The sequence below is a fragment of the Olsenella sp. kh2p3 genome (genome assembly GCA_900119625.1).
Taxonomy (GTDB): domain Bacteria; phylum Actinomycetota; class Coriobacteriia; order Coriobacteriales; family Atopobiaceae; genus Tractidigestivibacter.
The window spans coordinates 335,323-356,692 of record FPKD01000002.1 but is presented as its reverse complement, the minus strand read 5'-3'; the positions used below and the strand labels follow the sequence as shown (position 1 = coordinate 356,692).

The window sequence follows — 21,370 nt, the reverse complement described above, 5'->3', positions numbered from 1 at the left end:
AGTAGGGGCTGCGTTGCGCCGCGTGCGTGGTCCGTGGCGCCACAGCGAGGGTTTCCGCAAACCGCTCCACCACAACAAAGAGCCCCTCCGGCGCCGTGAGGCGTCGGAGGGGCAAGGGGCGAGGCAATCGCGGCACCCTGGGGTCGTAAGCGCCTACTCCAGCTCGAAAGCGCCCGTGTAGAGCTGGTAGTACGTGCCGTGCTTTGCGATGAGCTCGTCGTGCGTGCCGCGCTCGATGATGTGGCCGTGGTCAAGCACGATGATCACGTCGGAGTTGCGCACGGTTGAGAGCCTGTGCGCGATCACAAACGTGGTGCGTCCGTACATGAGGGCATCCATGCCACGCTGCACAATCTGTTCGGTGCGCGTGTCGATGGAAGACGTTGCCTCGTCCAGAATCATTACCGGCGGATCCGCAACTGCCGCGCGCGCAATGGAGAGGAGCTGACGCTGACCCTGCGAGAGCTGGGCCGCGTTGTCGGTGAGCATCGTGTCGTAGCCCTCCGGCAGGCGTCGGATGAAGCTGTCCGCGCCCGCGAGCTTTGCGGCGCCAATGCACTCCTCGTCGGTGGCATCCAGACGCCCGTACCGGATGTTGTCCATGACGGTGCCGGTAAAGAGGTTGGTGTCCTGAAGGACCATGCCAAGTGAGCGACGCAGGTCGTCCTTCTTGATCTTGTTGATGTTGATGCCGTCGTAGCGAATCTTGCCGTCGGCAATGTCATAGAAGCGGTTGAGAAGGTTGGTGATCGTCGTCTTGCCCGCGCCGGTCGCTCCGACAAACGCCACCTTCTGACCAGGCTTGGCGTAGAGCGAGATGCCATGGAGGACGGTGTGGTCGGGCGTGTAGCCAAAGTCCACGTCAAAGAGGCGCATGTCACCGGCAAGCGGTGTGTAGGTGACGGTGCCGTCGTGGTGGGGGTGCTTCCATGCCCAGCTCTCGGTGCGCTCGGGGCACTCCTCAAGCTCGCCTGCGGCGTTCTTGCGCACGTTGACCAGGGTGACGTAGCCCTCGTCCGTCTCGGGCTTCTCGTCGATGAGCGAGAAGATGCGCTCGGCGCCCGCAAGGCCCATAACCACGAAGTTAATCTGCTGGGAGACCTGGCCAATGGAGCCAGAGAAGCGCTTCGTGAGGTTGAGGAACGGCACCACGATGTCGATGGAGAGTGCGACGCCCGCGATGGAGGGGTTGTGCGTTCCCGCGGCGAGCATGGCGCAGCCAGCCAGTGCAACTACCACGTAGGAGAGGTTGCCCATGTTCATGAGGATGGGGCCAAGCGTGTTGCCATAGATGTTCGCTCGCTTGGAGGCATCGAAGAGCTCGTCGTTGACCTCGTCGAAGCCCTTCTCGGTGGCAGCCTCGTGCGTGAAGACCTTGATGACCTTCTGGCCGTTCATGGCTTCCTCGGCGAAGCCCTCCTCGGCAGCGAGCGCACACTGCTGGGCGAGGAAGAAGTGAGCCGAACGCCCACCCATTACACGGGTGATCACGACCATCAGGACGACCATCGCAAGTACCACGAGCGTCAGGGGCACCGAGTACCAGAGCATGATGACGAGAACCGAGATCATCGCCGTGAGCATGGTGATGAGGTTCGGCACGGCAACGCCAATGAGCTGGCGAAGGGTATCCACGTCGTTGGTGTAGTGCGACATGATGTCGCCGTGCTTGTGCGTGTCGAAGTAGCGGATGGGCAGGTCCTCCATGTGGTCGAACATCTGGTTGCGGACCTTCATGAGGGTGCCCTGGCAGATCACGGCCGTGAGCTGCGCCTGAGCGATGTTCGCGCCCAGGGCAACCACATAGCACCCAATGAGGCCCAAGACGATGTGCGTGATCTGGACCTGCGCCGCCCCCCAGTCTCCCGTGCCCACGAACTCCTGCACCACCGCGATTGCCTGCTGCATGAAGACAGAGGGCAGTGACGAGAGGATCGAGGCGGTGAGAATGCAGAGCACCTGCACGGTCACGTGAACGGGGTAGTAGTGGAAGGTGAGTGCCAGCGTGCGCCTGAGCGTCTCCCCGGGGTTTGCGGCGCCGTGGCCGCGGCCGGGGCCGTCGGTGCGCCTGGGCTCGGTTGCCTGCTCAGAAGGAGACTTCATTTCCTGGTCTTTCTCTTTACTCATTGTTCGCCTCCTTCTGGGGCTTGACGGCGTCCTTGGATATGGACTCCATGGCCTCGTCGTGCGACTGCTTGTTCTGCGTGGTGTACGTCTCGCGGTAGATGTCGTTGGTTCGCAGCAGCTCTGCGTGCGTGCCCACGGCGTCGATGTGCCCATCGCGCATGACCACGATGCGGTCAGCGTCCTCAACCGAGCTGGTGCGCTGGGCGATGATGACCTTGGTGGTCTCGGGGATGAAGCTCTTGAATCCCTCGCGGATGAGGCGGTCGGTCTTGGTGTCCACGGCGCTCGTTGAGTCGTCGAGAATCAAGATCTTGGGGTTCTTGAGCAGGGCGCGCGCAATGCAGAGACGCTGCTTCTGGCCGCCCGAGACGTTAGTTCCCCCCTGCTCGATGTAGGTGTCGTACTTCTTGGGGAACTGTTGGATAAACTCGTCTGCCTGCGCGAGCCTGCAGGCCTCGAGCATCTGCTCGTCGGTTGCGTTGGGGTTGCCCCAACGGAGGTTGTCCTTGATGGTGCCCGAGAAGAGGACGTTTCGCTGGAGCACGACCGCCACCTCGTTGCGGAGAGTGTCAAGGTCGTACTCGCGCACGTCTCGGCCGCCAACGCGCACGGTGCCCTTGGTTGCGTCGTAGAGACGGCAGATGAGCTGAACGAGCGTCGACTTCGAGGAGCCCGTGCCGCCGATGATGCCGATGACCTCGCCACTCTTGATGTGCAGGTCGATGTCGTCTAGCGCCATGCGGTCTGCCTTGGCCGAGTACTCAAAGCTCACGTGGTCGAAGTCGATGGAGCCGTCAGGGACCTCCACGACGGGGTTCTTGGGGTTCTTGAGGTCGGGCTCCTCGCGCAGGACCTGGCAGATGCGTCGCGCAGACTCGTCTGCCATCGTGATCATCACGAAGACCATCGAGAGCATCATGAGGCTGATGAGCATCGAGAAGCCATACGTGATGAGGGCGGAGAGCTGACCCACGCCCATGAGCTGACCCTGGCTGGAAACGATTGCCTGGGACCCAAAGAAGATGACGAAGGTGTAGATGACGTCGATTGCCAGCGTCATGAGGGGCTGGTTCCATGCCAGGATGCGCTCGACGTGAACAAAGTCGTGGTAGAGCGTGCCGGACGCCTCGTTGAATTTTTCCTTCTCGTGGTCCTCGCGGACGTAGGACTTCACCACGCGAATGCCCTGGACGTTCTCTTCCACAGAGTCATTCAGGCGGTCGTACTTCCTGAAGATGCGGCGGAAGATGGGCATCACGGTGAGCGAGATCTTGAAGATGCCCCAGCCAAGGACAAAGGCAACGATCACGTAGATTACGGCCATGGGACCGCCCGAGACAAACGCCATCACGATGGAGAAGATTGCCATGAGCGGGCAGCGGATCGCCATGCGGATGATCATCATGTACGCCTGTTGGACGTTGGTGACGTCGGTCGTGAGTCGGGTCACGAGCGAGCTCGTGGAGAACCGGTCAATGTTGGAGAACGAGAACCCCTGGATCTTGTGGAACACGTCGTGCCTGAGGTTCTTGGCAAGGCCCGTCGCCGCAATCGAGCAGGTGACGCCGGCTGCGGTTCCAAAGGCGAGCGAGGCGAGCGCCATGATGATGAGAATTGCCGCGTGCCCGGCGATTGCGGAGACGCCGCCCCCAAGCGCGAGGGCGTCGATGAGCTGTGCCGTCACGAATGGGATTGCGCACTCAAGCACAACCTCCCCGGTGACGAGAAACGGCGTCGCCCAGGCGGGCTTGCCAAACTCCCTCAGCGACCCAGCAAGCGTCGAGATGATCTCTCTGAGCCCGTACTGGGGAAGCGAGGATTGCTCGCCTGCATTCAATGTTTTTTCCAGCTTCTTGCGTATGCTCACTTTTCCACCGCCCTGTCTTTCTCCTCGATGTTCTGCCAGTGCTCCATGAGGCGGTCGAGCATGCCTAGGAGCTGGCCCTTCTCGTCCTCGGTGAGCACCGAGAGCGCCTCCGCCTCGAACTTTGCGTGCTTCTCGGCACATACCTTAGCCTCGGCCTGTCCGTTCTCAGTCAAGGTGACGTCAAGCTGGCGCTTGTCGCTCTCGGAACGCGTGCGGGTGATGAGGCCCTCGGACTCGAGTTTGGCGAGAACCTCGGAGACTGCGGCAGAGCTTATGGGCACGGTGTCCTGAAGCTCTCTCTGGCTTATGGTGCCGCCCTCGCGCAGGATGCGCTCGAGCATGCGCTGCTTGCCGCTGCGCCCTCCGGCGTGGAGGTGCAGGAAGTGCCCAAAGTAGCCCAGGTCCCTCATAATACGAGACTCCGCCGAGGCAGAGAGCTCCTTGGGCGGCCGGCACCTCCCGGGTTGCTGTGTTTCAGACGTAGCGATCTCTCCCTTATCTCTTACCACTTGATGTTGACGAGAGAAGATTAGGTACCTAACAAAAAAGTGTCAAGGTACTTAGCAAATTACCATATCTGGTAGACACAATCGCTCCGAACCGGTGCCAACCAAGGTGCCCTTACACAAATGCAGTACCGTCTACCTGCAGCGATACTGTGGCATTACAAATGCTCACACCAAATGTAAGGCAAATGTAATGTGCGGTCAGGGTGTCGTAATGCATTGCCAACGAGGCAGGGGAGAGCCAGACCAACCCATAGCATGCAAGTTGACAAGGCCCGCCGGGGGAATGGGACGGCGCGGTCACACACTCTGGAAGGAGAAACATGTCCGATAGTCTCTCTCGCCGTTCTTTCCTCTCGCTTGCAGGCGGCACTGCGGTTGCCCTCGCCGGCCTGGGCCTCGTTGGCTGCGGCGGGTCCAGCAGCTCCGACACGAGCTCCGACTCCACAGCCAAGGCCCTTTCCGGCACCGTGAACTGCTCCGGCGCCACCTCGTTCCAGCCGCTGGTTGAGGCCGCCGCCAAGAAGTTCGAGGACGAGAACCCCGACGTGACCATCGCCATCACCGGTGGCGGCTCTGGCCAGGGCCTTTCCGACGTCCGCGACGGCAAGGCGCAGATCGGCCGCTCCGACGTCTTTGCCGAGGAGAAGCTCGATGCCTCCGACGCCAAGGCTCTTACCGACAACACCGTGTGCGTGGTTGGCATGGGCCCCATCGTGAACTCCAACGTCGACGTTGACGACCTCACCACCGACCAGCTCAAGGGCATCTTCACCGGCAAGATCACCGACTGGTCCGAGGTCGGCGGCACCGCTGGCAAGATTCAGGTCATCGAGCGCAAGGCTGGCTCCGGCACCCGTGCCACCTTCGAGGCCGCCGTCCTCGGTGGCGAGTCCGCTCCCGCCGACTTTGCCCCCGTTGCCGAGGAGGACTCCTCGGGCACCGTTGTCGAGAAGATCCAGCAGACCGAGGGTGCCATCTCCTACCTGGCCTTCTCCTACTTCGACGACACCAAGTTCAAGGCCCTGAAGGTCGACGGCGTCGAGGCCAAGGCAGAGAACGTCTGCAACGGCTCCTTCAAGATCTGGGCGTACGAGCACATGTACACCAAGGACGCCGACGAGGTCACCCAGGCCTTCATCGACTACATGATGTCCGACGAGGTCCAGGGCAGCATGGTCGAGGAGCAGGGCTTCATCCCCGCCAACGACATGAAGGTCAAGAAGGACGCGTCGGGCACCATCACCAACGCGTAACTTCCGAGCAAAACCGTGGGGGCGTCCGTGCTTGGGTGCGGATGCCCCTTGTCTGTACAGGTAGAAAGGCTACTCATGGCTAAACGCCTCATGCCGAAGAAGCAGCTCGAGGGGGTGGGACTCACCCTCACCGGCGCGTGCGTGCTCCTTGTCGCTCTCGTCGTTATCACGCTCATCTTCATGGTCGCCCAGCAGGGCCTATCCGCCTTCTTTGTGGACGGCATCAACTTCTTCTCGTTCATCTCGGGCACCAGCTGGGTCCCCTCCGATGGCGTCTATGGAGCGCTCCCGCTGATCGTGACTTCCTTTGGCGTCATGCTCCTGGCAACGCTCTTCACGCTGCCCATCGCACTCGGTAGTGCCATCTTTGTCGTCGAGGTCCAGCCCGGGTTTGGCCGCCGCGTCTTCCAGCCGCTGGTCGAGCTCCTGATGGGCATCCCCTCGGTTGTCTACGGCCTCATCGGCCTTACGGTGGTCAACGCGGCGATGCGTGCAATCTTTGGCGATGCGGCGGGAACCGGCGCGGGCATCCTCTCCGGCGGCATCGTACTGGCCGTGATGATTCTCCCCACGGTTACCACGCTCTCCATCGATGGCCTTGCCGCCGTCCCCAACGAGTACCGCGAGGGCTCCTACGCCCTTGGATGCACCCGTTGGCAGACGGTCTGGCACGTGGTGCTCAGGAGCGCCATGCCCTCCCTCATGACCGCCGTCATCCTCGGCATGACCCGCGCCTTTGGCGAGGCGCTTGCCGTGCAGATGGTCATCGGCGGCGTCGAGAAGGTCATGCCCGCCGGCCTCCTTTCTCCTGCGGCAACGCTCACCACGGCCCTTACCTCGGGCTTCTCGAACGCAACCACGGGCTCTGTCCAGTACCACGCGCTCTGGGCTCTGGGCCTGCTGCTCATGGCAATGTCTCTGATTTTCATCCTGATCATCCATCTCATCGGCGCAAAGGGGGCGAAGAACCGTGGCTAGCGAAACCACCGCAAAGCAGGCCGACAACGACCTCGGCGTCGACCTTGACGATCACGTCAAGAGGATTGGCAGGCAGGACCGCGCGGCGACGGGCATCCTCACCGTTATCGTTGCCTTTGTCCTTCTCCTCCTCGCCTCAATCGTGGCATTCATCCTCGTTAAGGGCCTGGGCAAGGCCCTGTCCCCGGGCTTCCTCACCACATCGCCCCTTGCGGACGAGAACCCCGGCATCTCCTCCGAGATCTTCGACTCGTTCTACATGCTCGCCATCACGCTGCTCATCAGCGTGCCCATCTCGCTGGGCGGAGCCATCTTCCTCGTGGAGTACGCGCCCGACAACTGGGTCACCAAGGCGGCGAGCACGGCAATCGAGACTCTCTCGAGCCTTCCCTCGATCGTCGTAGGCATGTTTGGCTCGCTCTTCTTCGTGGTGACGCTTGGTTGGGGCATCTCCATCCTCGCCGGAGCCATGGCCCTTACCATGTTCAACATCCCCATCCTCGTCCGCGTGATCCAGCAGGCGCTCCAGGATGTCCCGCGCTCCCAGCGTGACGCAGCCCTTGCCATGGGTCTCACCCGCTGGGAGACCACGCGCCACGTTCTGCTGCCGGCAGCTATGCCGGCCATCGTGACGGGCATCGTTATCTCCGCCGGTCGCGTGTTTGGCGAGGCGGCTGCTCTGATCTTCACCTCCGGCTCCGCCGCCGTGAACATCAACTTTGCTAGCGCCAACCTCTCGAGCCCTCGCAACCCCTGGAACATCTTCAGGCCCGCGGAGACACTGGCGGTCCACATCTGGAAGCTCAAGATGGAGCCCACCCCTGGCAACGACGAGATTGTGTGGGGCACCGCAGCCGTCCTTATCATCTGCGTGCTGCTCTTCAACATCCTCGCCCGCGTCCTGGGCAAGGCGCTTGCCAAGAAGATGACGAGCGAATGACGGAGGACGAGACAATGACACCCACTCCGGGCGAGGGTAGCGCCCTCCTCTACACCAAGGACGTCACGGTCAAGTACGACTACACGCACGAAGCGCTGCATCCAACGTCGCTCTCCTTCGACGCTGGCCAGGTGACAGCCCTTATCGGCCCCTCGGGTTGCGGCAAGTCTACCTACCTGCGCTGCCTCAACCTTATGAACCGCGAGATTCCGCGCTGCGTGGTGGAGGGCGAGATTCACTATCACGACCACGACGTTAACACGCCTGACGAGAACCTCTTTGAGCTGCGCAAGTCCATTGGCATGGTGTTCCAGCAGCCCACGCCGTTCAGGAAGTCCATTCGCGAGAACATCCTCTTTGCGCCCAAGCGTCATGGCCGCATAAAGAACCGTGCGGAAGGCGACGAGCTGGTGGAGACCTCGCTGCGACAGGCCGCCCTTTGGGATGAGGTCAAGGACAAGCTGGACCAGAGTGGCTTTGGTCTTTCCGGCGGCCAGCAGCAGCGCCTCTGCATCGCACGCACGCTTGCCATGAAGCCAGACGTCGTGCTCTTCGACGAGCCTTGCTCGGCGCTCGACCCCATCTCCACGTACTCCATCGAGGAGACCATCAGGTCCATCGCCTCCTCGGGCATCTGCTGCATCATCGTGACGCACAACATGGAGCAGGCCACCCGCGTCTCGGATCGCACCGCGTTCTTCTACGTTGGTACCATGGTTGAGACGGGGACAACCAAGCAGATCTTCTCGGCGCCCAATGACCAGCGGCTTGCCGACTACCTGTCCGGACGCTTTGGCTAATGGAGCTGATGATGGAGAAAGAGTTCACGCAAACGGAGCACAGGAGCGTGGCGGACGTCTCTCCCGTCATCTCCGTGAAGCACTTCAACCTCTGGTACACAGATTTCCAGGCGCTCAAGGACATCTCGCTGGACATCCCCGAGCACCGAGCGACGGCCTTTATTGGGCCTTCGGGCTGCGGCAAGTCGACGCTCCTGCGCACGTTCAACCGCATGTGCGACTTCGTCGAGGGCGTCCGCACCGAGGGTCTGGTCGAATTCAAGGGCACCGACATCTTCCAGACCGACCCCAACGCGCTTCGCGTGCATGTGGGCATGGTGTTCCAGCACCCCAACCCGTTCCCGATGAGCATCCGCGAGAACAACCTGTATGGTCCCGCGCGCATGAAGCATCTCTCGCGCGACGAGGCTGACCAGATCGTGGAGCGCTGCCTCACTCGCGCCGCCCTCTGGGATGAGGTCAAGGACAAGCTCAACCAGAGCGGACTTGGCCTTTCCGGTGGCCAGCAGCAGCGCCTCTGCATCGCACGCGCCCTGGCGACGAGCCCCGACGTCCTCCTCATGGACGAGCCCACGAGCGCCCTCGACCCCATCTCCACCTCGATGGTGGAGGAGCTCATGGTCGAGCTTTCGCGTGACCATACCGTTGTCGTGGTTACCCACAACATGCAGCAGGCAACGCGCGTGGCCGATAAGACCGCGTTTTTCTACCTTGGACAGCTTATTGAGGAGGCTCCAACGGCGGAGCTCTTCTCGAACCCGCGCGAGACCCGTACCCAGAAATACCTCTCAGGGAGGTTTAGCTAATGACCATCCAGACTCGCTCCAAGCTCACCTCGCAGCTCAAAGACATCGAAGACCTTCTCGTCCGCTTTAGAGACAAGTGCTCGGCGGACATTCGCGCGACCGGTCTTGCGGCCACCGGTGACAAGGGCGCCCAGGAGGGCCTCGTGCGCGGCCGCAAGGCGGAGGACCGCCTGCGCAACTCGATTGAGTCCTCGTGCCTCGACGTCCTGCTTCTGCAGCAGCCCCTCATTGGCGATGACATGCGCTTTGTTACCGGTTCCTTTAGAATCGTCTCCGACCTGTCCCACATCGATGGCATGACCCGCGATGCGAGCTTCCTGGCAGCGGAGGTTCCCGAGAAGGCCACATCCAAGTTTTCCGACGAGTTCAACGAGATGGCCGAAGCAACGGCGAAGATGGTCGAGAAGGCCGTGAATGCCTTCTGCAACTCAGATGTCAACGCTGCGCAGGAGGTCATCCAGCAGGACGCCGAGGTGAACATCATCTACGGGGACGTGACGGATAAGCTCGTGCAGCAGATTCGCGAGGGGAAGTCTTCTGCCCGCTACCTGCCCGAGGTGCTCATGGTTGCCAAGTACTTCGAGCGCATCGGCGACCTTGCCAAGCGCATTGCTTCGTGGGCCATCTTCCGTGTGACTGGCGAGCACGTGACCGAAAAGGGCGTCGATCCCATCCCGACCGACGATTAGACTCGTTGTTAGTAGGCGCAAGAGAAGGGACGGATTCAGACGATGCCAGAGAAGGCGGCACCGGTCTCGGGCGTGGTGTACTACGTCGAGGACGATAAGAACATTCGCGAACTCACAACTTACGCTTTGCGCCAGGCGGGTCTCGACGCCTCCGGCTGCAGCGACGATGCAGAGTTCAGGCGCATGTGTGCTGAGAGGAGGCCGGATGTCGTCCTGCTCGACATCATGCTTCCCGATGCCGATGGCCTTGACATCCTGGCTCGCGTGCGCCATACGCCTGGGCTCTCCCGCGTTCCGGTGATGATGCTCACTGCCAAGGACTCGGAGCTCGACAAGGTGCGAGCTCTTGATGGCGGTGCCGACGACTACCTTTCCAAGCCCTTCGGCATGATGGAACTTGTGAGCCGCACGCGTGCGCTGCTCAGGCGCGCGGGCCGCGCCTCGGACATGCCCGAGCGCAAGGCGCTCTCCGTCGAGAACCTCACGCTCTGGCCGGATCGCCGCGAGGCGACCATCGACGGAAAGCCTCTCTCGCTCACCATGCGCGAGTTTGACCTGCTCGAGTTCCTCATGAGAAGCCCCGGTGTCGTCTTCTCTCGCGAGACACTGCTCCAGCGTGTCTGGGGCTGGGACTTTGACGGAGGATCGCGTACGGTTGACGTCCACGTGCAGCAGATTCGTGCCAAGCTCGGTGACTCTTCGGACCTCATCGAGACCGTTCGCGGTGTTGGCTACCGTATGCGCGGGTAGGCGAGGCCGGTGCCAGATGGAACCAATGGAGTCGTGAGCGGAACCCATTCGCTTCGCAGGAGCGTCTTTGTGTCGTTTGCCGTCTCGTGTTCGGTTGTGGCGGTCGTGTTGCTCCTTGCGCTCTCGCTGTTTTACCAGTCGTCCGTCCTTGCCGACGCCAAGGGGATGCTCGCGCGCGAGTGCGACACCGTTGCAACGGCAATCGATGATGGGGGAACCGCCAAGGAGGAGATTGCCCTTCTCTCCTCAATCGACTTTGGCGAGGAGCGCGCGACGCTGGTGGCGCCCGACGGCACCGTGCTCTATGACTCCCAGGTGGATGCCGCCGCGCTCGAGAACCACGCCGATCGGCCGGAGATTGCCGAGGCGCTCAAGGGCGGCGAGGGTGAGTCTGACCGCGACTCGGATACGCTGGGCTACGTGAGCCTCTATCATGCGCGCCGCCTTCCCTCGGGTGATGTTGTGCGTCTGGGCCTTGACAGGAGCAGCGTCGGGCGCATCGTGAGCCAGGACCTGTTCATCATGCTCATCGTCGTTGGATGTCTGGTTGTGGTCGCGTGGTTTGTCTCGCGCATCATTGCCAACCGGCTGGTGCAGCCTATTCTTGAGATTGATCCCGAGGCAGAGAACGCGCAGGCCCCCTACGTGGAGCTTGAGCCTTTGGTGTCGCGCCTTAACGAGCAGCACCATGACCTTGTCGAGCGCATGGACCAGGTCCAGAGCGCCAACGACATGCGCCGCGAGTTCACCGCCAACGTCACGCACGAGCTCAAGACGCCCATCGCTGCCATTTCCGGCGCCTCCGAGCTCATTCGCGATGGCATCGTGCGCCTGGAGGACATCCCCAACTTTGCAAGCCGGATCTACGACGACGCGCAGCGTCTCTCGGCCTTGGTAAGCGACATTCTCACGCTATCCAAGTTGGATGAGACGGAGCGCTCCCAGGATCGGCAGCTCTTTGGCAGCGTCGAGCCCGTTGACCTGCTCTCGGTTGCCTCGGACGTCTGCCAGCGCTACGAGCAGCGTGCCCGCGACGCAGGCGTGAAGCTCAAGCTGGACGGCGTGTCCACCACCATTAAGGGCAACCCACGTCTGCTTGACGAGCTGATTGGCAACCTTGTCTCCAACGCCATCAGGTACAACCGTCGCGGCGGCAGCGTCTTTGTGTGGGTGCTGCCGCAGGACGGCCAGCCCTGCGTGCGCGTGAGCGACACGGGCATCGGCATTCCGCAGGAGGACCAAGCCAAGGTCTTCGAGCGCTTCTATCGCGTTGACAAGGGACGTAGCCGTGAGAAGGGCGGCACCGGCCTTGGACTTGCAATCGTGAAGCACGCCGCGGCCTTCCACGATGCGACAATCGACCTCAAGAGCGAGCTCGGCAAGGGCACCCAGATCACGGTGACGTTCCCGGCGCAGTGACGGCAGGAGGCACGTTTCAGCATCCATCACGTACAAGGTTGCTGCTCCGGCGTCATTTTGGCGCCGGAAGGCGTGTCTTGTACGTAATCCTGTCGATAACCATCGCTCCGGCGCCGCTTTGCCGCCCAAAGGCACGTTTCCGCAGCTATCACGTATAAAGTCGCTGCTAAGGCGTCAAATTCTCGCCCGAGACTCGATTTTCTCCAACCAGAGTGACGAGAATGCCCCTCCGGCGCCGTTTTGTCGCCGGAGGGGCCGTATTGTTGCAATCTGCGCCAAAAGTAGCCTTCCGGCGACTTCCAGAAGCGAGACTAAGAAAAATGAGACAAAGGGACTGTCCCTTTGTCTCATTGGCGGACCGTTGTGCCGTGCTCGCTCGCGCGCAGCGTGCGCACCCAGAGCGTGGGCATGGCCTCGCTCACCGCTCGGGCAACGCTTGCCGCGCGCTCATCGCCGTCGGCAATCGCCATCATCGTGGCACCCGAGCCCGAGATGAGGAACGTACAGGCGCCGTTCTCATGCGCCACGTCGTGCAGCATCTGGTAGTCGGGGATGAGCGGCGCACGGTATGGCTCGTGGATGCGGTCGTGGCAGCAGGCGCGAATGGCGTCGGTGTCCCCCTTTGCCATAGCGCTCACCATGGCAAGGCAGCGACCCACCTGCCAGGAGACGGTACTAGTGGGGACCATGGCGGGCAGCGCGCGCCGGGCGTCGCGCGTGAGGACGCGGTAGGGGGGAGCCATGCAGACAAAGCGAAGGTTGTCGGCAACAACCCAGCGAGTGGTGACCGTCGTTGGCCCCTCGACGTAGGAGCTTACGAGACCGCCCATCACGGCAGGGGCAACGTTGTCCGGGTGGCCCTCGATGGCAGTGGCGAGAGAAAGCGTGCGCTCGCGGTCGAGCGGCAGGCCCGCAAGCGCCTGGGCTGCCGCGATGCCCGCCACCACGCACGTTGAGCTGGACCCAAGACCGCCGGAGGCTGGAATCGTGCATGACTCGGTGATGTGGAGCGGCTGGGCCTCAAGACCAAACTCCCTGCAGCCGCAGAGGTACGATGTCCACACCAGGTTGTCCTCGCCCGCAAGCTCGGGCGCGCACCCGTCGATCTTCAGGGTGTCTGCCGGCTCGAAGGCAAACTCGGCGGAAAGGTCGAGCGCAAGGCCAAGGACGTCAAAGCCCACACCCAGATTGGCAGAGGTTGCGGGGACGCTTACACGCACGGTACCAGTCACGGCGGTCTGTTCCTTCTCGGCCGCGCTCACAGGAAGATCCTTGCGCACGCGGACTCCACGAAGGCGCCCATCTTGTCCCGGTCGCACACGTCGTCGTGAAGGCTCTCGGCATCGCGCAGGCTCGAGAGCTGCACAGGCGCCGTGGTGCCGGTGATGTGCTCGAGCGAGTCCATGCTCGCAAAGCCGTTCATGCCCGAGGCGTCAACGCCAAGCGCCCCCAGCACGTCTGCCGGGAACTTGTAAGGGCTTGCCGTGGAGAGGCACACCTGCGCCGCGCCATCCTGGGGCAGCGCGTCCATGACGTGCTTTGCCACGGCAGTGTGCGGGTCGATGAGCTTGTGGTTCTTCTCCCAGGTGGTGCGGATCGTCTCGCGGGCCATCTCGTCGTCCGCGCGGCCGCAGCCAAAGGTCTCTTGGATGCTAGCGAGAAGTGCCGGCGGCACGGTGTAGGCGCCCTTCTCGGCGAGGTCTGCCATGAGGGACGAGACAAGCTCCACATCCCCGTTGGAGGCAAAGTAAAGTAGGCGCTCCAGGTTGGAGGAGACCAGGATGTCCATGGAAGGCGAGATGGTCTTCACAAACGGGCGGCGCTTGTCGTACGTGCCCGTGGTGAGGAAGTCCGTGAGGACGTCGTTGGCGTTTGAGGCCACGACCAGCCTGCGCACGGGCAGCCCCATGCGCTTGGCGTAGTAGCCGGCCAAGACGTCGCCAAAGTTGCCCGTGGGGACAACATAGGTGATCTCGTCGCCTTGCGCGATTGCGCCTGCGCGGACGAGCTGCGCGTACGAATCGAAGTAGTACGTCACCTGCGGCGCAAGGCGGCCAACGTTGATGGAGTTGGCGCTCGAGAGCACCACGTTGCGCGCCGAGAGGCGCTCCGCGAGGCTGCGGTCCGAGAAGATGCGCTTGACCTCGGACTGCGCGTCGTCGAAGTTGCCGCGGATGGCGCATACGGCAACGTTGCCACCAATCTGCGTGACCATCTGGAGGCGCTGGATGTCAGAGACCTTGCCCCAGGGATAGAAGACGCAGACGCCCGTGTGGGGCACGCCCGATAAGCCATCGAGCGCCGCTTTGCCGGTGTCGCCCGAGGTGGCCGTCACGATCATCACGTCATGGCCGTCGCCCTCGCGCGCAACGCCCATGAGCTGCGGCAGCATCTGCAGGGCAACGTCCTTGAAGGCGCAGGTGGGGCCATGGAAGAGCTCGAGGAGCCAGTCGGTGCCCAAAGGCGTGACGGGGCAAATGGCCGGGGTGTCCCACTGGGCGCCGTAGGCCGCGCGCACGCAGCCGGCAAGCTCCTCGGCAGTGTAGTCGGGCAGGAGCGTCCCAAGCACACGCTCGGCAGTCTGGGTGAAGCTGCTGGCGCACACCTGGGCAAGATCGAACTTTTCCGCACCAAGCGCGTCGGAGACGTAGAGGCCTCCGTCAGGCGCTAGGCCGGCGAGAATTGCTTGCTTGCTTGTTACCAATTCCCCGCGCGAACGGGTGCTGTGGTAGAACGTTTCCACGGTCGGCTCCTTGCGTCGTTAGGCCTTGTATCGTGTCCAGCACGTATGATAGCTGGTACCGTGCATGGCGGTGCGTCGCACGGCAAGCGCCGACACACAGTTGAAAGAGATTGGAAGCCGATGAAGATAGCCATCCTGGGATACGGCACCGTTGGCCGTGGCGTTGCGCAGATCATCGAGGAGCGCGTGCCCGAGGTCGAGGTCGCCCGCATTCTCGAGCTGCCCGACCGTCTCACCGACCCGCGCATGACCCCCAACTATCAGGACATTGTCGATGACCCTGCCATCGAGCTCGTGGTGGAGTGCATGGGCGGCATCGAGCCCGCCCACACCTTCATCCTGCAGGCACTCAATGCCGGAAAGCACGTGGTGACGTCGAACAAGGCCGTTGTTGCGGCCCACTTCGCCGAGTTCGCCGAGGCCGCCTCGAAGGCAGGTGTTGGCCTTCTCATCGAGGCGTCGGTGGGCGGCGGCATCCCCTGGATCGCGAGCATCGAGAAGGTGCGCCGCATCGAGGACGTCCAGTCCTTCTCGGGCATCATGAACGGGACCACCAACTACATTGTCTACTCCATGCTCAAGGACGGCGCGGACTTTGCCGAGGTCCTGAGCAAGGCCCAGGAGCTGGGCTTTGCCGAGAGGGACCCCACCGCCGACATCGATGGCATCGACGTGCGCAACAAGACCATCATCTCGGCATCCGTGGCGTTTGACGTCGCCTGCACGCAGGATCTTCCCGTCTCGGGCATCAGGAACCTCACCAAGTACGATCTCAGCCTCTTTGGCAGCCGCGACCTCACGGTCAAGCTCATCGGCCGCGGCGTCCAGGCGGATGGCCGCTATGCCGTCTCGGTCGAGCCGGTGGCTGTGAGCACCTCGACGCTCGAGGCAAACGTGCCTACCAACTTCAACCTCGTGACGCTTGACGCGCCGTCCATCGGCGAGCTCAAGTTCTACGGTCAGGGCGCGGGAAGCCTTCCCACGGGCAATGCCATCGTCCAGGACATCCTCGACTGCGTGGCGGGCAGGAGGCCCACCTATGACTTCTCGCGCGGCCTCACGTACGACCCCGCCATGCTCCACGGGCCCTACGTGTTCCGCACTGAGGCCACCATTCCCGGTGCCACGTTCTACGAGCCCGGCGCCGTCATCGTGGACGACCTCACCGCAACTCAGGCGCGCGCCCTTCTCGATGATGCCCTGAAGTCTGACCCAACCACATTCATGGCGGCCGTGTCCGCGAACAGCTAGGAGAGGATCACATGATCAAGATCTGCAAGTTCGGGGGCTCCAGCGTCGCTACCGCTGACCAGTTCCGCAAGGTCAAGTCCATCGTCGAGGCGGACCCCGACCGCCGCTTTGTGGTGGTCTCTGCCGTGGGTAAGCGCTTCTCGGGGGACAACAAGATCACGGACCTCCTCCTTCTGGTGAACGCGCACATCGAGTACCACGTGGACTGCACCTCGCTTCTCGCCGACATCGAGCAGCGCTTTGTCGACATCGCGGACGAGCTGGGCGTCAAGTGGCCCGTGGCCGAGAAGTTCGAGACCTTCGCCGCCAACATCAAGAAGCACTCGCCCGAGTACGTGGTCTCGCGCGGCGAGTGGTTCACCGCCAACATCATGGCCGAGTACCTGGGCCTTCCCTTTGTGGACGCGGCTGACGTGATCGTGTTCCACCACGACGGCAACGTGGACATGGAGCGCACCGCCGCGCGCCTCAAGGACTTTGCGCACAGGAATGGCGCCTTCGTGCTTCCCGGCTTCTACGGAGCCACCGTCGACGGCGCCATCAAGCTCTTCCAGCGCGGCGGCGGCGACATCACAGGCGCCATCGCGGCGCGCTGCCTTGACGCTGACGTCTACGAGAACTGGACGGACGTCTCGGGCTTCCTTTCTGCAGACCCCAGGATCGTCGAGAACCCCCGCTCCATCCGCCGCATCACCTTCGACGAGATGCGCGAGCTCTCCTACATGGGCGCCTCGGTGCTCCAGGAGGAGGCCATCTTCCCGGTGCGCGAGGTCAACATCCCCATCAAGATCATGAACACTAACCGTCCCCAGGACGCGGGCACTACCATCCGCGAGACCGCCGAGGCTGGTGCCGACGAACACCTGATCACGGGCATTGCCGGCCGCAAGGACTTCATGGCCGTGCATGTCAAGAAGGCCCACATGTCCAACGAGGTGGGCGTCATCTCTCGCGCGCTCTCGATCTTCGAGCGCTACGGGGTCTCCATCGAGCACATCCCCACAGGAGTCGACTCCTTTGGCGTCGTGGTGGCCGCAGCCGACGTCAAGGACAAGATCTACTCGATCGTCAACGACATCCGTCGCGAGATCAAGCCCGACGACATCGTGATGGTGGACAAGCTGGCCCTCATCTCCGTCGTTGGCCGCAACATGTCCAGGCGCTCCGGCACCTCGGGCAAGATCTTTGGCGCGCTTGGTGACGCTGGCATCAACATCCGCATGATCACCCAGAGCTCGGAGGAGATCTCCATCATCGTGGGCGTTGACAACACCGACTTCGAGCGCGCAATCAAGGTCATCTACGAGCGCTTCGTTCGAAACGAGATGGTCTCGGCCGAGAAGGCCTAAAGAACCCATCGCTGCCCTCAGAGGCACGCAGAGAAAGGACCCACAATCATGGCAGACAAGACCGTCGCCATTCTCGGTGCAACGGGCGTCGTTGGCACGCAGATGATCCAGTGCCTCGAGGAGCGGAACTTCCCCGTGGCCAAGCTCGTTCCCCTCGCGAGCGCACGCTCGGTGGGCAAGACCGTCTCCTTCCACGGTGAGGCCGTGCCCGTGGTCGAGGCGACCCCCGAGGCGTTCGAGGGTGCCGACATCGTGCTTGGCGCCGCGGGTGACGCTACCGCGAAGGTATTGCTTCCCGAGGCAGCCAAGCGCGGTGCGGTGTGCGTGGACAACTCGCATGCCTTCCGCCTTGATCCCGACGTGCCGCTGGTCATCCCCGAGATCAACGCAGGGGACATCGCTAACCACCCGCGTAACATCATCGCCAACCCCAACTGCGCCACGATTATCGGGCTTGTGCCCACCTGGCCGCTTCACAAGCTCGCCGGTCTGCGTCGCCTGATTGTCTCCACCTATCAGGCCGCCTCTGGCGCCGGCATGCCCGGCCTTACCGAGCTCCAGCGAGAGATGAAGGTCGTTGCCGAGGGCGGCGAGATGGGCGACACGAGCCCCTTTGCCTACCAGCTGGCCGCGAACCTTATCCCGCAGATTGGCTCCTTCAAGGACGAGGACTACACCTCGGAGGAGTGGAAGATGCAGAACGAGGGTCGCAAGATCATGCACCTTCCCGAGGTCCGCGTGAACTGCACCTGCGTGCGCGTGCCCGTCATGCGCTCGCACTCCGAGTCCATCACGGCAGAGTTTGATCGCCCCATCTCACCGGACGAGGCGCGCGAGGCGCTTGCTGCCGCGCCTGGCGTCAAGGTTGTGGACGACCCAGCGAACCTGCGCTACCCCATGCCGCTTGACACCTCCGACCAGGACCTGGTCTACGTTGGTCGCATCCGTCGCGACCTCTCTGCGCCGGACGGCGTGAACTCGCTCACGTTCTGGTGCTGCGGTGACCAGATCCGCAAGGGCGCTGCCACCAACGCGGTCCAGATCGCAGAGTACCTACTCTAGGGCGAGGGATTCGAATGGCGCTTCTTACCAGCTACTACCTTCCGGGCATCTACGCGGAAGACCACTCCATCGAGGTTCCGCTCGACTGGCGCGGCACCAGCCCGGCTGCCCTTGCCGGCGTGGACCAGGATGACCCCTCTGCGCTTGCCATGGAGGGTGCTGCCGAGAAACCCGACCCTGCGTTTGTGGGCAAGAGCATCAAGCTCTTCTACCGTGTGCTCTGCTCGCCGGAGAACGTTGGCCGCGACCTGCCGCTCATTGCGTTTCTCCAGGGCGGGCCCGGAGGTGCGTGCCCACGACCGCTCTCTCCCCAGAGCGACGGGTGGATCGAGGAGGCCCTGCGCCACTTCCGCGTGGTCTTGCCCGACCAGCGTGGATGCGGTCGCTCCTCGCGCGTGGACGGCGCCCGCATTGCCGCCGTGGGTGCCGAGGCTGCCGCTCATGGTGCGGATCCGGCGCGGCGCCAGGCCAACTACCTCAAGCGCTTCCTGGCAGACTCGATCATCCGCGACTTCGAGTACCTGCGCCTCACCGAGTTTGGCGGTCGCAAGTGGGTTACCTTGGGGCAAAGCTATGGCGGGTTTCTCACCTTGGCAAACCTCTCTGCCTTCCCGTCTGGTGTTGCGGCAAGCTTTACCTGCGGCGGCATTCCCCACGTGCCAGCAAGTGCGGCGGAGGTCTATGCACACACCTTCCCGCGCATGGTGGCCAAGACCCGCGCCTACTACGAGCGCTATCCCGAGGACGAGAAGCGCGTTTCTCTCGTGGCAGACCGCCTTGCCGCCGGTGACGTGAACCTGCCCGATGGCTCTCCCTTCTCGGTGAGGCGACTTCAGCTCGTGGGGGGTGGCCTTGGTATGAAGCCTGCGCCCGAGCGCCTGCACGCCCTCTTCGACGTTGCCTTTGCCGATGGCGACGGTTCCTGCGACGATGCTCTTGCCGCGGCCGGTGGAGACGCCTCCCACGTGCGTCTCTTTGGTGGCTTCCTTGATCAGGTCCAGTCGATGACCTCCTCGTATACAAGCCCGCTCTATTGGACGCTTCAGGAGTTCATCTACGCGGACGGCACGCTTGACGAGCCCATTGGGTGGGCGGCCGCACGCGAGGCGGCAGCGAGGCCGGAGTTCTCCGAAGGCGCGCGTCCTCTCATGCTCTTCGCCGAGGCGATGTTCCCCTGGATGTTCAAGGAGGACCCGTCGCTCAAGCCGTTTGCCCCTGCGATGGACGTTCTCATGGTCGATACCGAGTTTGGCCACCTCTACGACCAGGACCAGCTGGCAAGAAACGAGGTTCCGCTCCAGGCGGCCGTCTACTTCGACGATGCCTATGTGGATTCTGGCCTTCAGCTGGACACGCTTTCTCGCATGGGCGCGTGCCATGCTTGGGTGACCAATGAGTTCGAGCACGACGGCCTACATGGCAGCGTGGTCTTTAAGCACCTCTACGAGGAGGCACTCAACCGCGGCGACCTTGCCGAAGTGAAGTAGGGGAGAGCTTCTCGGCACTCCTGCGGTGGGGCCGTCACGGCGCTTCAAAGAAAAAAGCCCAGGGCACTTTTCGTGCTCTGGGCTTGCCTTTTCTGGTGCTCCCTGGGGGATTCGAACCCTCGACATTCGGATTAGAAGTCCGCTACTCTATCCAGCTGAGTTAAGGGAGCATTGCCTGTGCGACCCTGTCATTCTAGCGCAAGTCGCCCATTGGCTCATCGCTGAGAAGCGCTCGCGCAGCAAGAACCCCCGCGACGGTCTTCCCGTCTTGGATGAGTCCTGCAGAGATTGCGCGCAGGACCTCGTCAAGCGGAATCCAAACCACGCGGACGACTTCGCCCTCGTCGGGGCGGGCAGTACCCTGCGAGAGTCCCTGGGCGAGAAACACTTCGGTGTGCTCGTCCGTGAAGCCGGGAGACCCCAGCACGGTTGCCAGGTGCACGAGCTTCTCGGCACGAAGGCCAGTCTCCTCGGCAAGCTCGCGTGCGGCGCAGCTCTCGCCCTGCTCGCCTGCCTCGAGCTTTCCAGCAGGAATCTCGAGCGTCACGCGGCCGAGGACTACCCGGTACTGACGCACCAGGCACACCTTGCCGCTTTGTATGGCAACGACCCCCGCGCCGCCATGATGGTGAACCACCTCGCGCCATGCGTGCGAGCCGTCCGCGAGTTCTACCTCGAGGTGGTCCACGGAGAAGATCTTGCCTTGCCAGACGTGCTCGTCCCCGGTCACACGCTCAAGAAGCGAGGACTCTGGTTCGAGCGCCCTGCGAACCTCATCAAGGCCTGCGTCGTTCTCGACAAGTCCCTGGGCCGTGCTGTTCATGCGTTCCTCCTGGTCCGACTGCCTCCTCTGCACCCTACCATAGCTGGTTTTATCGGTGGGTCCAGCGCTGGCGCCGCGCTACTCTTTTGCGACCAATGAACTACGCACGGTCGCGATTCAGGTTTGTGGATTGCTGGGCTTTTGCGCGGCCCGGCTCTCACCGTGCGTAGTTCGGACAACTGTCGGACTACTGTGCCTGCCGTACGCGGCGGCATTCTCTGCTCTCCGTCGCTGTCGGGCAGAAATAGGATGTTCCGTGTCTTGCTGAAGGGAAACTCCGTTCGGAAACTGCCCGACAGCGCCAGCACGCGATTCGGACAGATCATATTTGGCGCCGGCTGGATGCTCGCCAGATCCGCCTTGGCAGGAATCGACGGTTGGGCAACTGTTTTTCTGGGGTACCCCAAGTACAAACAGATTTGAAGTCTGATAAATCGCAGGTCAGAGAATTGCCACCGCGCTGCAGGCACATAAAGAGTCTTATCAAAACTGCTGCCAACCGGAAGTCTGCCCGCCT

Annotated in this window: 18 protein-coding genes and 1 tRNA gene; 12 read left to right on the top strand and 7 right to left on the bottom strand. The window is 62.6% G+C overall.

Features of this window, described 5'->3' with window-relative positions:
* Positions 1-153: 153 nt before the first annotated feature.
* From BT122_RS04995 to BT122_RS04985, 3 genes are all read right to left on the bottom strand, one after another.
* On the bottom strand, positions 154-2,127 hold the full coding sequence (locus BT122_RS04995; protein ID WP_082667279.1) for an ABC transporter ATP-binding protein: 1,974 nt from the start codon (positions 2,125-2,127) through the stop codon (positions 154-156).
* Complete coding sequence (locus tag BT122_RS04990) at positions 2,120-3,916, bottom strand: ABC transporter ATP-binding protein (protein ID WP_072354904.1); 1,797 nt, start codon at positions 3,914-3,916, stop codon at positions 2,120-2,122. Before BT122_RS04990 ends, BT122_RS04995 begins: the two co-directional genes overlap by 8 nt.
* Before the next feature lie 74 nt (positions 3,917-3,990).
* Positions 3,991-4,404, bottom strand: coding sequence for a MarR family winged helix-turn-helix transcriptional regulator (locus BT122_RS04985; protein ID WP_083432316.1), 414 nt, complete (start codon positions 4,402-4,404; stop codon positions 3,991-3,993).
* 419 nt (positions 4,405-4,823) lie between these two features.
* Here BT122_RS04985 and BT122_RS04980 point away from each other — a divergent pair, with 419 nt between their 5' ends.
* The 8 genes from BT122_RS04980 (at position 4,824) to BT122_RS04945 (ending at position 12,138) form a co-directional block, all read left to right on the top strand.
* Positions 4,824-5,756: a phosphate ABC transporter substrate-binding protein gene (locus tag BT122_RS04980; RefSeq protein WP_072354843.1), complete on the top strand. Its 933-nt coding sequence runs from the start codon at positions 4,824-4,826 to the stop codon at positions 5,754-5,756.
* A 75-nt stretch (positions 5,757-5,831) separates the two neighbouring features.
* Positions 5,832-6,734: a phosphate ABC transporter permease subunit PstC gene (gene pstC, locus BT122_RS04975; protein ID WP_072354842.1), complete on the top strand. Its 903-nt coding sequence runs from the start codon at positions 5,832-5,834 to the stop codon at positions 6,732-6,734.
* Positions 6,727-7,674: a phosphate ABC transporter permease PstA gene (pstA, locus tag BT122_RS04970; RefSeq protein WP_083432315.1), complete on the top strand. Its 948-nt coding sequence runs from the start codon at positions 6,727-6,729 to the stop codon at positions 7,672-7,674. The genes pstC and pstA overlap by 8 nt, the downstream gene beginning before the upstream one ends.
* A 14-nt stretch (positions 7,675-7,688) precedes the next feature.
* Complete coding sequence (locus tag BT122_RS04965) at positions 7,689-8,474, top strand: phosphate ABC transporter ATP-binding protein (protein WP_286130308.1); 786 nt, start codon at positions 7,689-7,691, stop codon at positions 8,472-8,474.
* A gap of 11 nt (positions 8,475-8,485) precedes the next feature.
* Positions 8,486-9,280 carry a phosphate ABC transporter ATP-binding protein PstB gene (gene pstB / locus BT122_RS04960; RefSeq protein WP_072354839.1) on the top strand — a complete coding sequence of 265 codons (795 nt, stop codon included), beginning with the start codon at positions 8,486-8,488 and terminating at the stop codon, positions 9,278-9,280.
* Entirely contained in the window at positions 9,280-9,969 is a 690-nt protein-coding gene (locus tag BT122_RS04955) for a phosphate signaling complex PhoU family protein (protein ID WP_072354838.1), read from the top strand. Before pstB ends, BT122_RS04955 begins: the two co-directional genes overlap by 1 nt.
* A gap of 42 nt (positions 9,970-10,011) precedes the next feature.
* Positions 10,012-10,719 carry a response regulator transcription factor gene (locus tag BT122_RS04950; protein ID WP_083432314.1) on the top strand — a complete coding sequence of 236 codons (708 nt, stop codon included), beginning with the start codon at positions 10,012-10,014 and terminating at the stop codon, positions 10,717-10,719.
* Positions 10,720-10,752: 33 nt separating this feature from the next.
* Positions 10,753-12,138, top strand: a complete 1,386-nt coding sequence (locus tag BT122_RS04945; protein WP_072354899.1) for a sensor histidine kinase — start codon at positions 10,753-10,755, stop codon at positions 12,136-12,138.
* 347 nt (positions 12,139-12,485) lie between these two features.
* Here the strand turns inward: BT122_RS04945 and thrB are convergent, their stop codons facing one another.
* Together thrB and thrC are read right to left on the bottom strand one after the other, a co-directional pair.
* Complete coding sequence (gene thrB, locus BT122_RS04940; RefSeq protein WP_286130306.1) at positions 12,486-13,418, bottom strand: homoserine kinase; 933 nt, start codon at positions 13,416-13,418, stop codon at positions 12,486-12,488.
* Complete coding sequence (gene thrC / locus BT122_RS04935; RefSeq protein WP_072354837.1) at positions 13,397-14,881, bottom strand: threonine synthase; 1,485 nt, start codon at positions 14,879-14,881, stop codon at positions 13,397-13,399. Before thrC ends, thrB begins: the two co-directional genes overlap by 22 nt.
* 120 nt (positions 14,882-15,001) lie before the next feature.
* Between thrC and BT122_RS04930 the strand changes: the two genes are divergently transcribed.
* The 4 genes from BT122_RS04930 to BT122_RS04915 are packed head-to-tail and all read left to right on the top strand — an operon-like array spanning position 15,002 to position 20,030.
* The gene (locus tag BT122_RS04930) at positions 15,002-16,132 is read left to right on the top strand and encodes a homoserine dehydrogenase (protein WP_072354836.1); all 1,131 of its coding nucleotides are present in this window, start codon (positions 15,002-15,004) and stop codon (positions 16,130-16,132) included.
* A gap of 11 nt (positions 16,133-16,143) precedes the next feature.
* Complete coding sequence (locus BT122_RS04925; protein ID WP_072354835.1) at positions 16,144-17,481, top strand: aspartate kinase; 1,338 nt, start codon at positions 16,144-16,146, stop codon at positions 17,479-17,481.
* A 48-nt stretch (positions 17,482-17,529) separates the two neighbouring features.
* Entirely contained in the window at positions 17,530-18,543 is a 1,014-nt protein-coding gene (locus BT122_RS04920) for an aspartate-semialdehyde dehydrogenase (RefSeq protein WP_072354833.1), read from the top strand.
* Positions 18,544-18,557: 14 nt separating this feature from the next.
* A complete protein-coding gene (locus BT122_RS04915; RefSeq protein WP_072354832.1) occupies positions 18,558-20,030 on the top strand; it encodes an alpha/beta fold hydrolase in 1,473 nt (490 codons plus the stop codon).
* 93 nt (positions 20,031-20,123) lie between these two features.
* Here the strand turns inward: BT122_RS04915 and BT122_RS04910 are convergent.
* A tRNA-Arg gene (locus BT122_RS04910) sits at positions 20,124-20,200 on the bottom strand.
* 23 nt (positions 20,201-20,223) lie between these two features.
* Positions 20,224-20,853, bottom strand: coding sequence for an NUDIX hydrolase (locus BT122_RS04905; RefSeq protein WP_072354831.1), 630 nt, complete (start codon positions 20,851-20,853; stop codon positions 20,224-20,226).
* Positions 20,854-21,370 lie beyond the last annotated feature (517 nt).

Excerpts from the sequence above, each read along its gene's own strand:
- BT122_RS04995 (WP_082667279.1), bottom strand. The coding sequence starts at position 2,127 with ATGAGTAAAGAGAAAGACCAGGAAATGAAGTCTCCTTCTGAGCAGGCA.
- BT122_RS04985 (WP_083432316.1), bottom strand. The coding sequence starts at position 4,404 with ATGAGGGACCTGGGCTACTTTGGGCACTTCCTGCACCTCCACGCCGGA.
- BT122_RS04980 (WP_072354843.1), top strand. The coding sequence starts at position 4,824 with ATGTCCGATAGTCTCTCTCGCCGTTCTTTCCTCTCGCTTGCAGGCGGC.
- pstC (WP_072354842.1), top strand. The coding sequence starts at position 5,832 with ATGGCTAAACGCCTCATGCCGAAGAAGCAGCTCGAGGGGGTGGGACTC.
- BT122_RS04965 (WP_286130308.1), top strand. The coding sequence starts at position 7,689 with ATGACACCCACTCCGGGCGAGGGTAGCGCCCTCCTCTACACCAAGGAC.
- pstB (WP_072354839.1), top strand. The coding sequence starts at position 8,486 with ATGGAGAAAGAGTTCACGCAAACGGAGCACAGGAGCGTGGCGGACGTC.
- BT122_RS04955 (WP_072354838.1), top strand. The coding sequence starts at position 9,280 with ATGACCATCCAGACTCGCTCCAAGCTCACCTCGCAGCTCAAAGACATC.
- BT122_RS04950 (WP_083432314.1), top strand. The coding sequence starts at position 10,012 with ATGCCAGAGAAGGCGGCACCGGTCTCGGGCGTGGTGTACTACGTCGAG.
- BT122_RS04930 (WP_072354836.1), top strand. The coding sequence starts at position 15,002 with ATGAAGATAGCCATCCTGGGATACGGCACCGTTGGCCGTGGCGTTGCG.
- BT122_RS04925 (WP_072354835.1), top strand. The coding sequence starts at position 16,144 with ATGATCAAGATCTGCAAGTTCGGGGGCTCCAGCGTCGCTACCGCTGAC.
- BT122_RS04920 (WP_072354833.1), top strand. The coding sequence starts at position 17,530 with ATGGCAGACAAGACCGTCGCCATTCTCGGTGCAACGGGCGTCGTTGGC.
- BT122_RS04915 (WP_072354832.1), top strand. The coding sequence starts at position 18,558 with ATGGCGCTTCTTACCAGCTACTACCTTCCGGGCATCTACGCGGAAGAC.
- BT122_RS04905 (WP_072354831.1), bottom strand. The coding sequence starts at position 20,853 with ATGAACAGCACGGCCCAGGGACTTGTCGAGAACGACGCAGGCCTTGAT.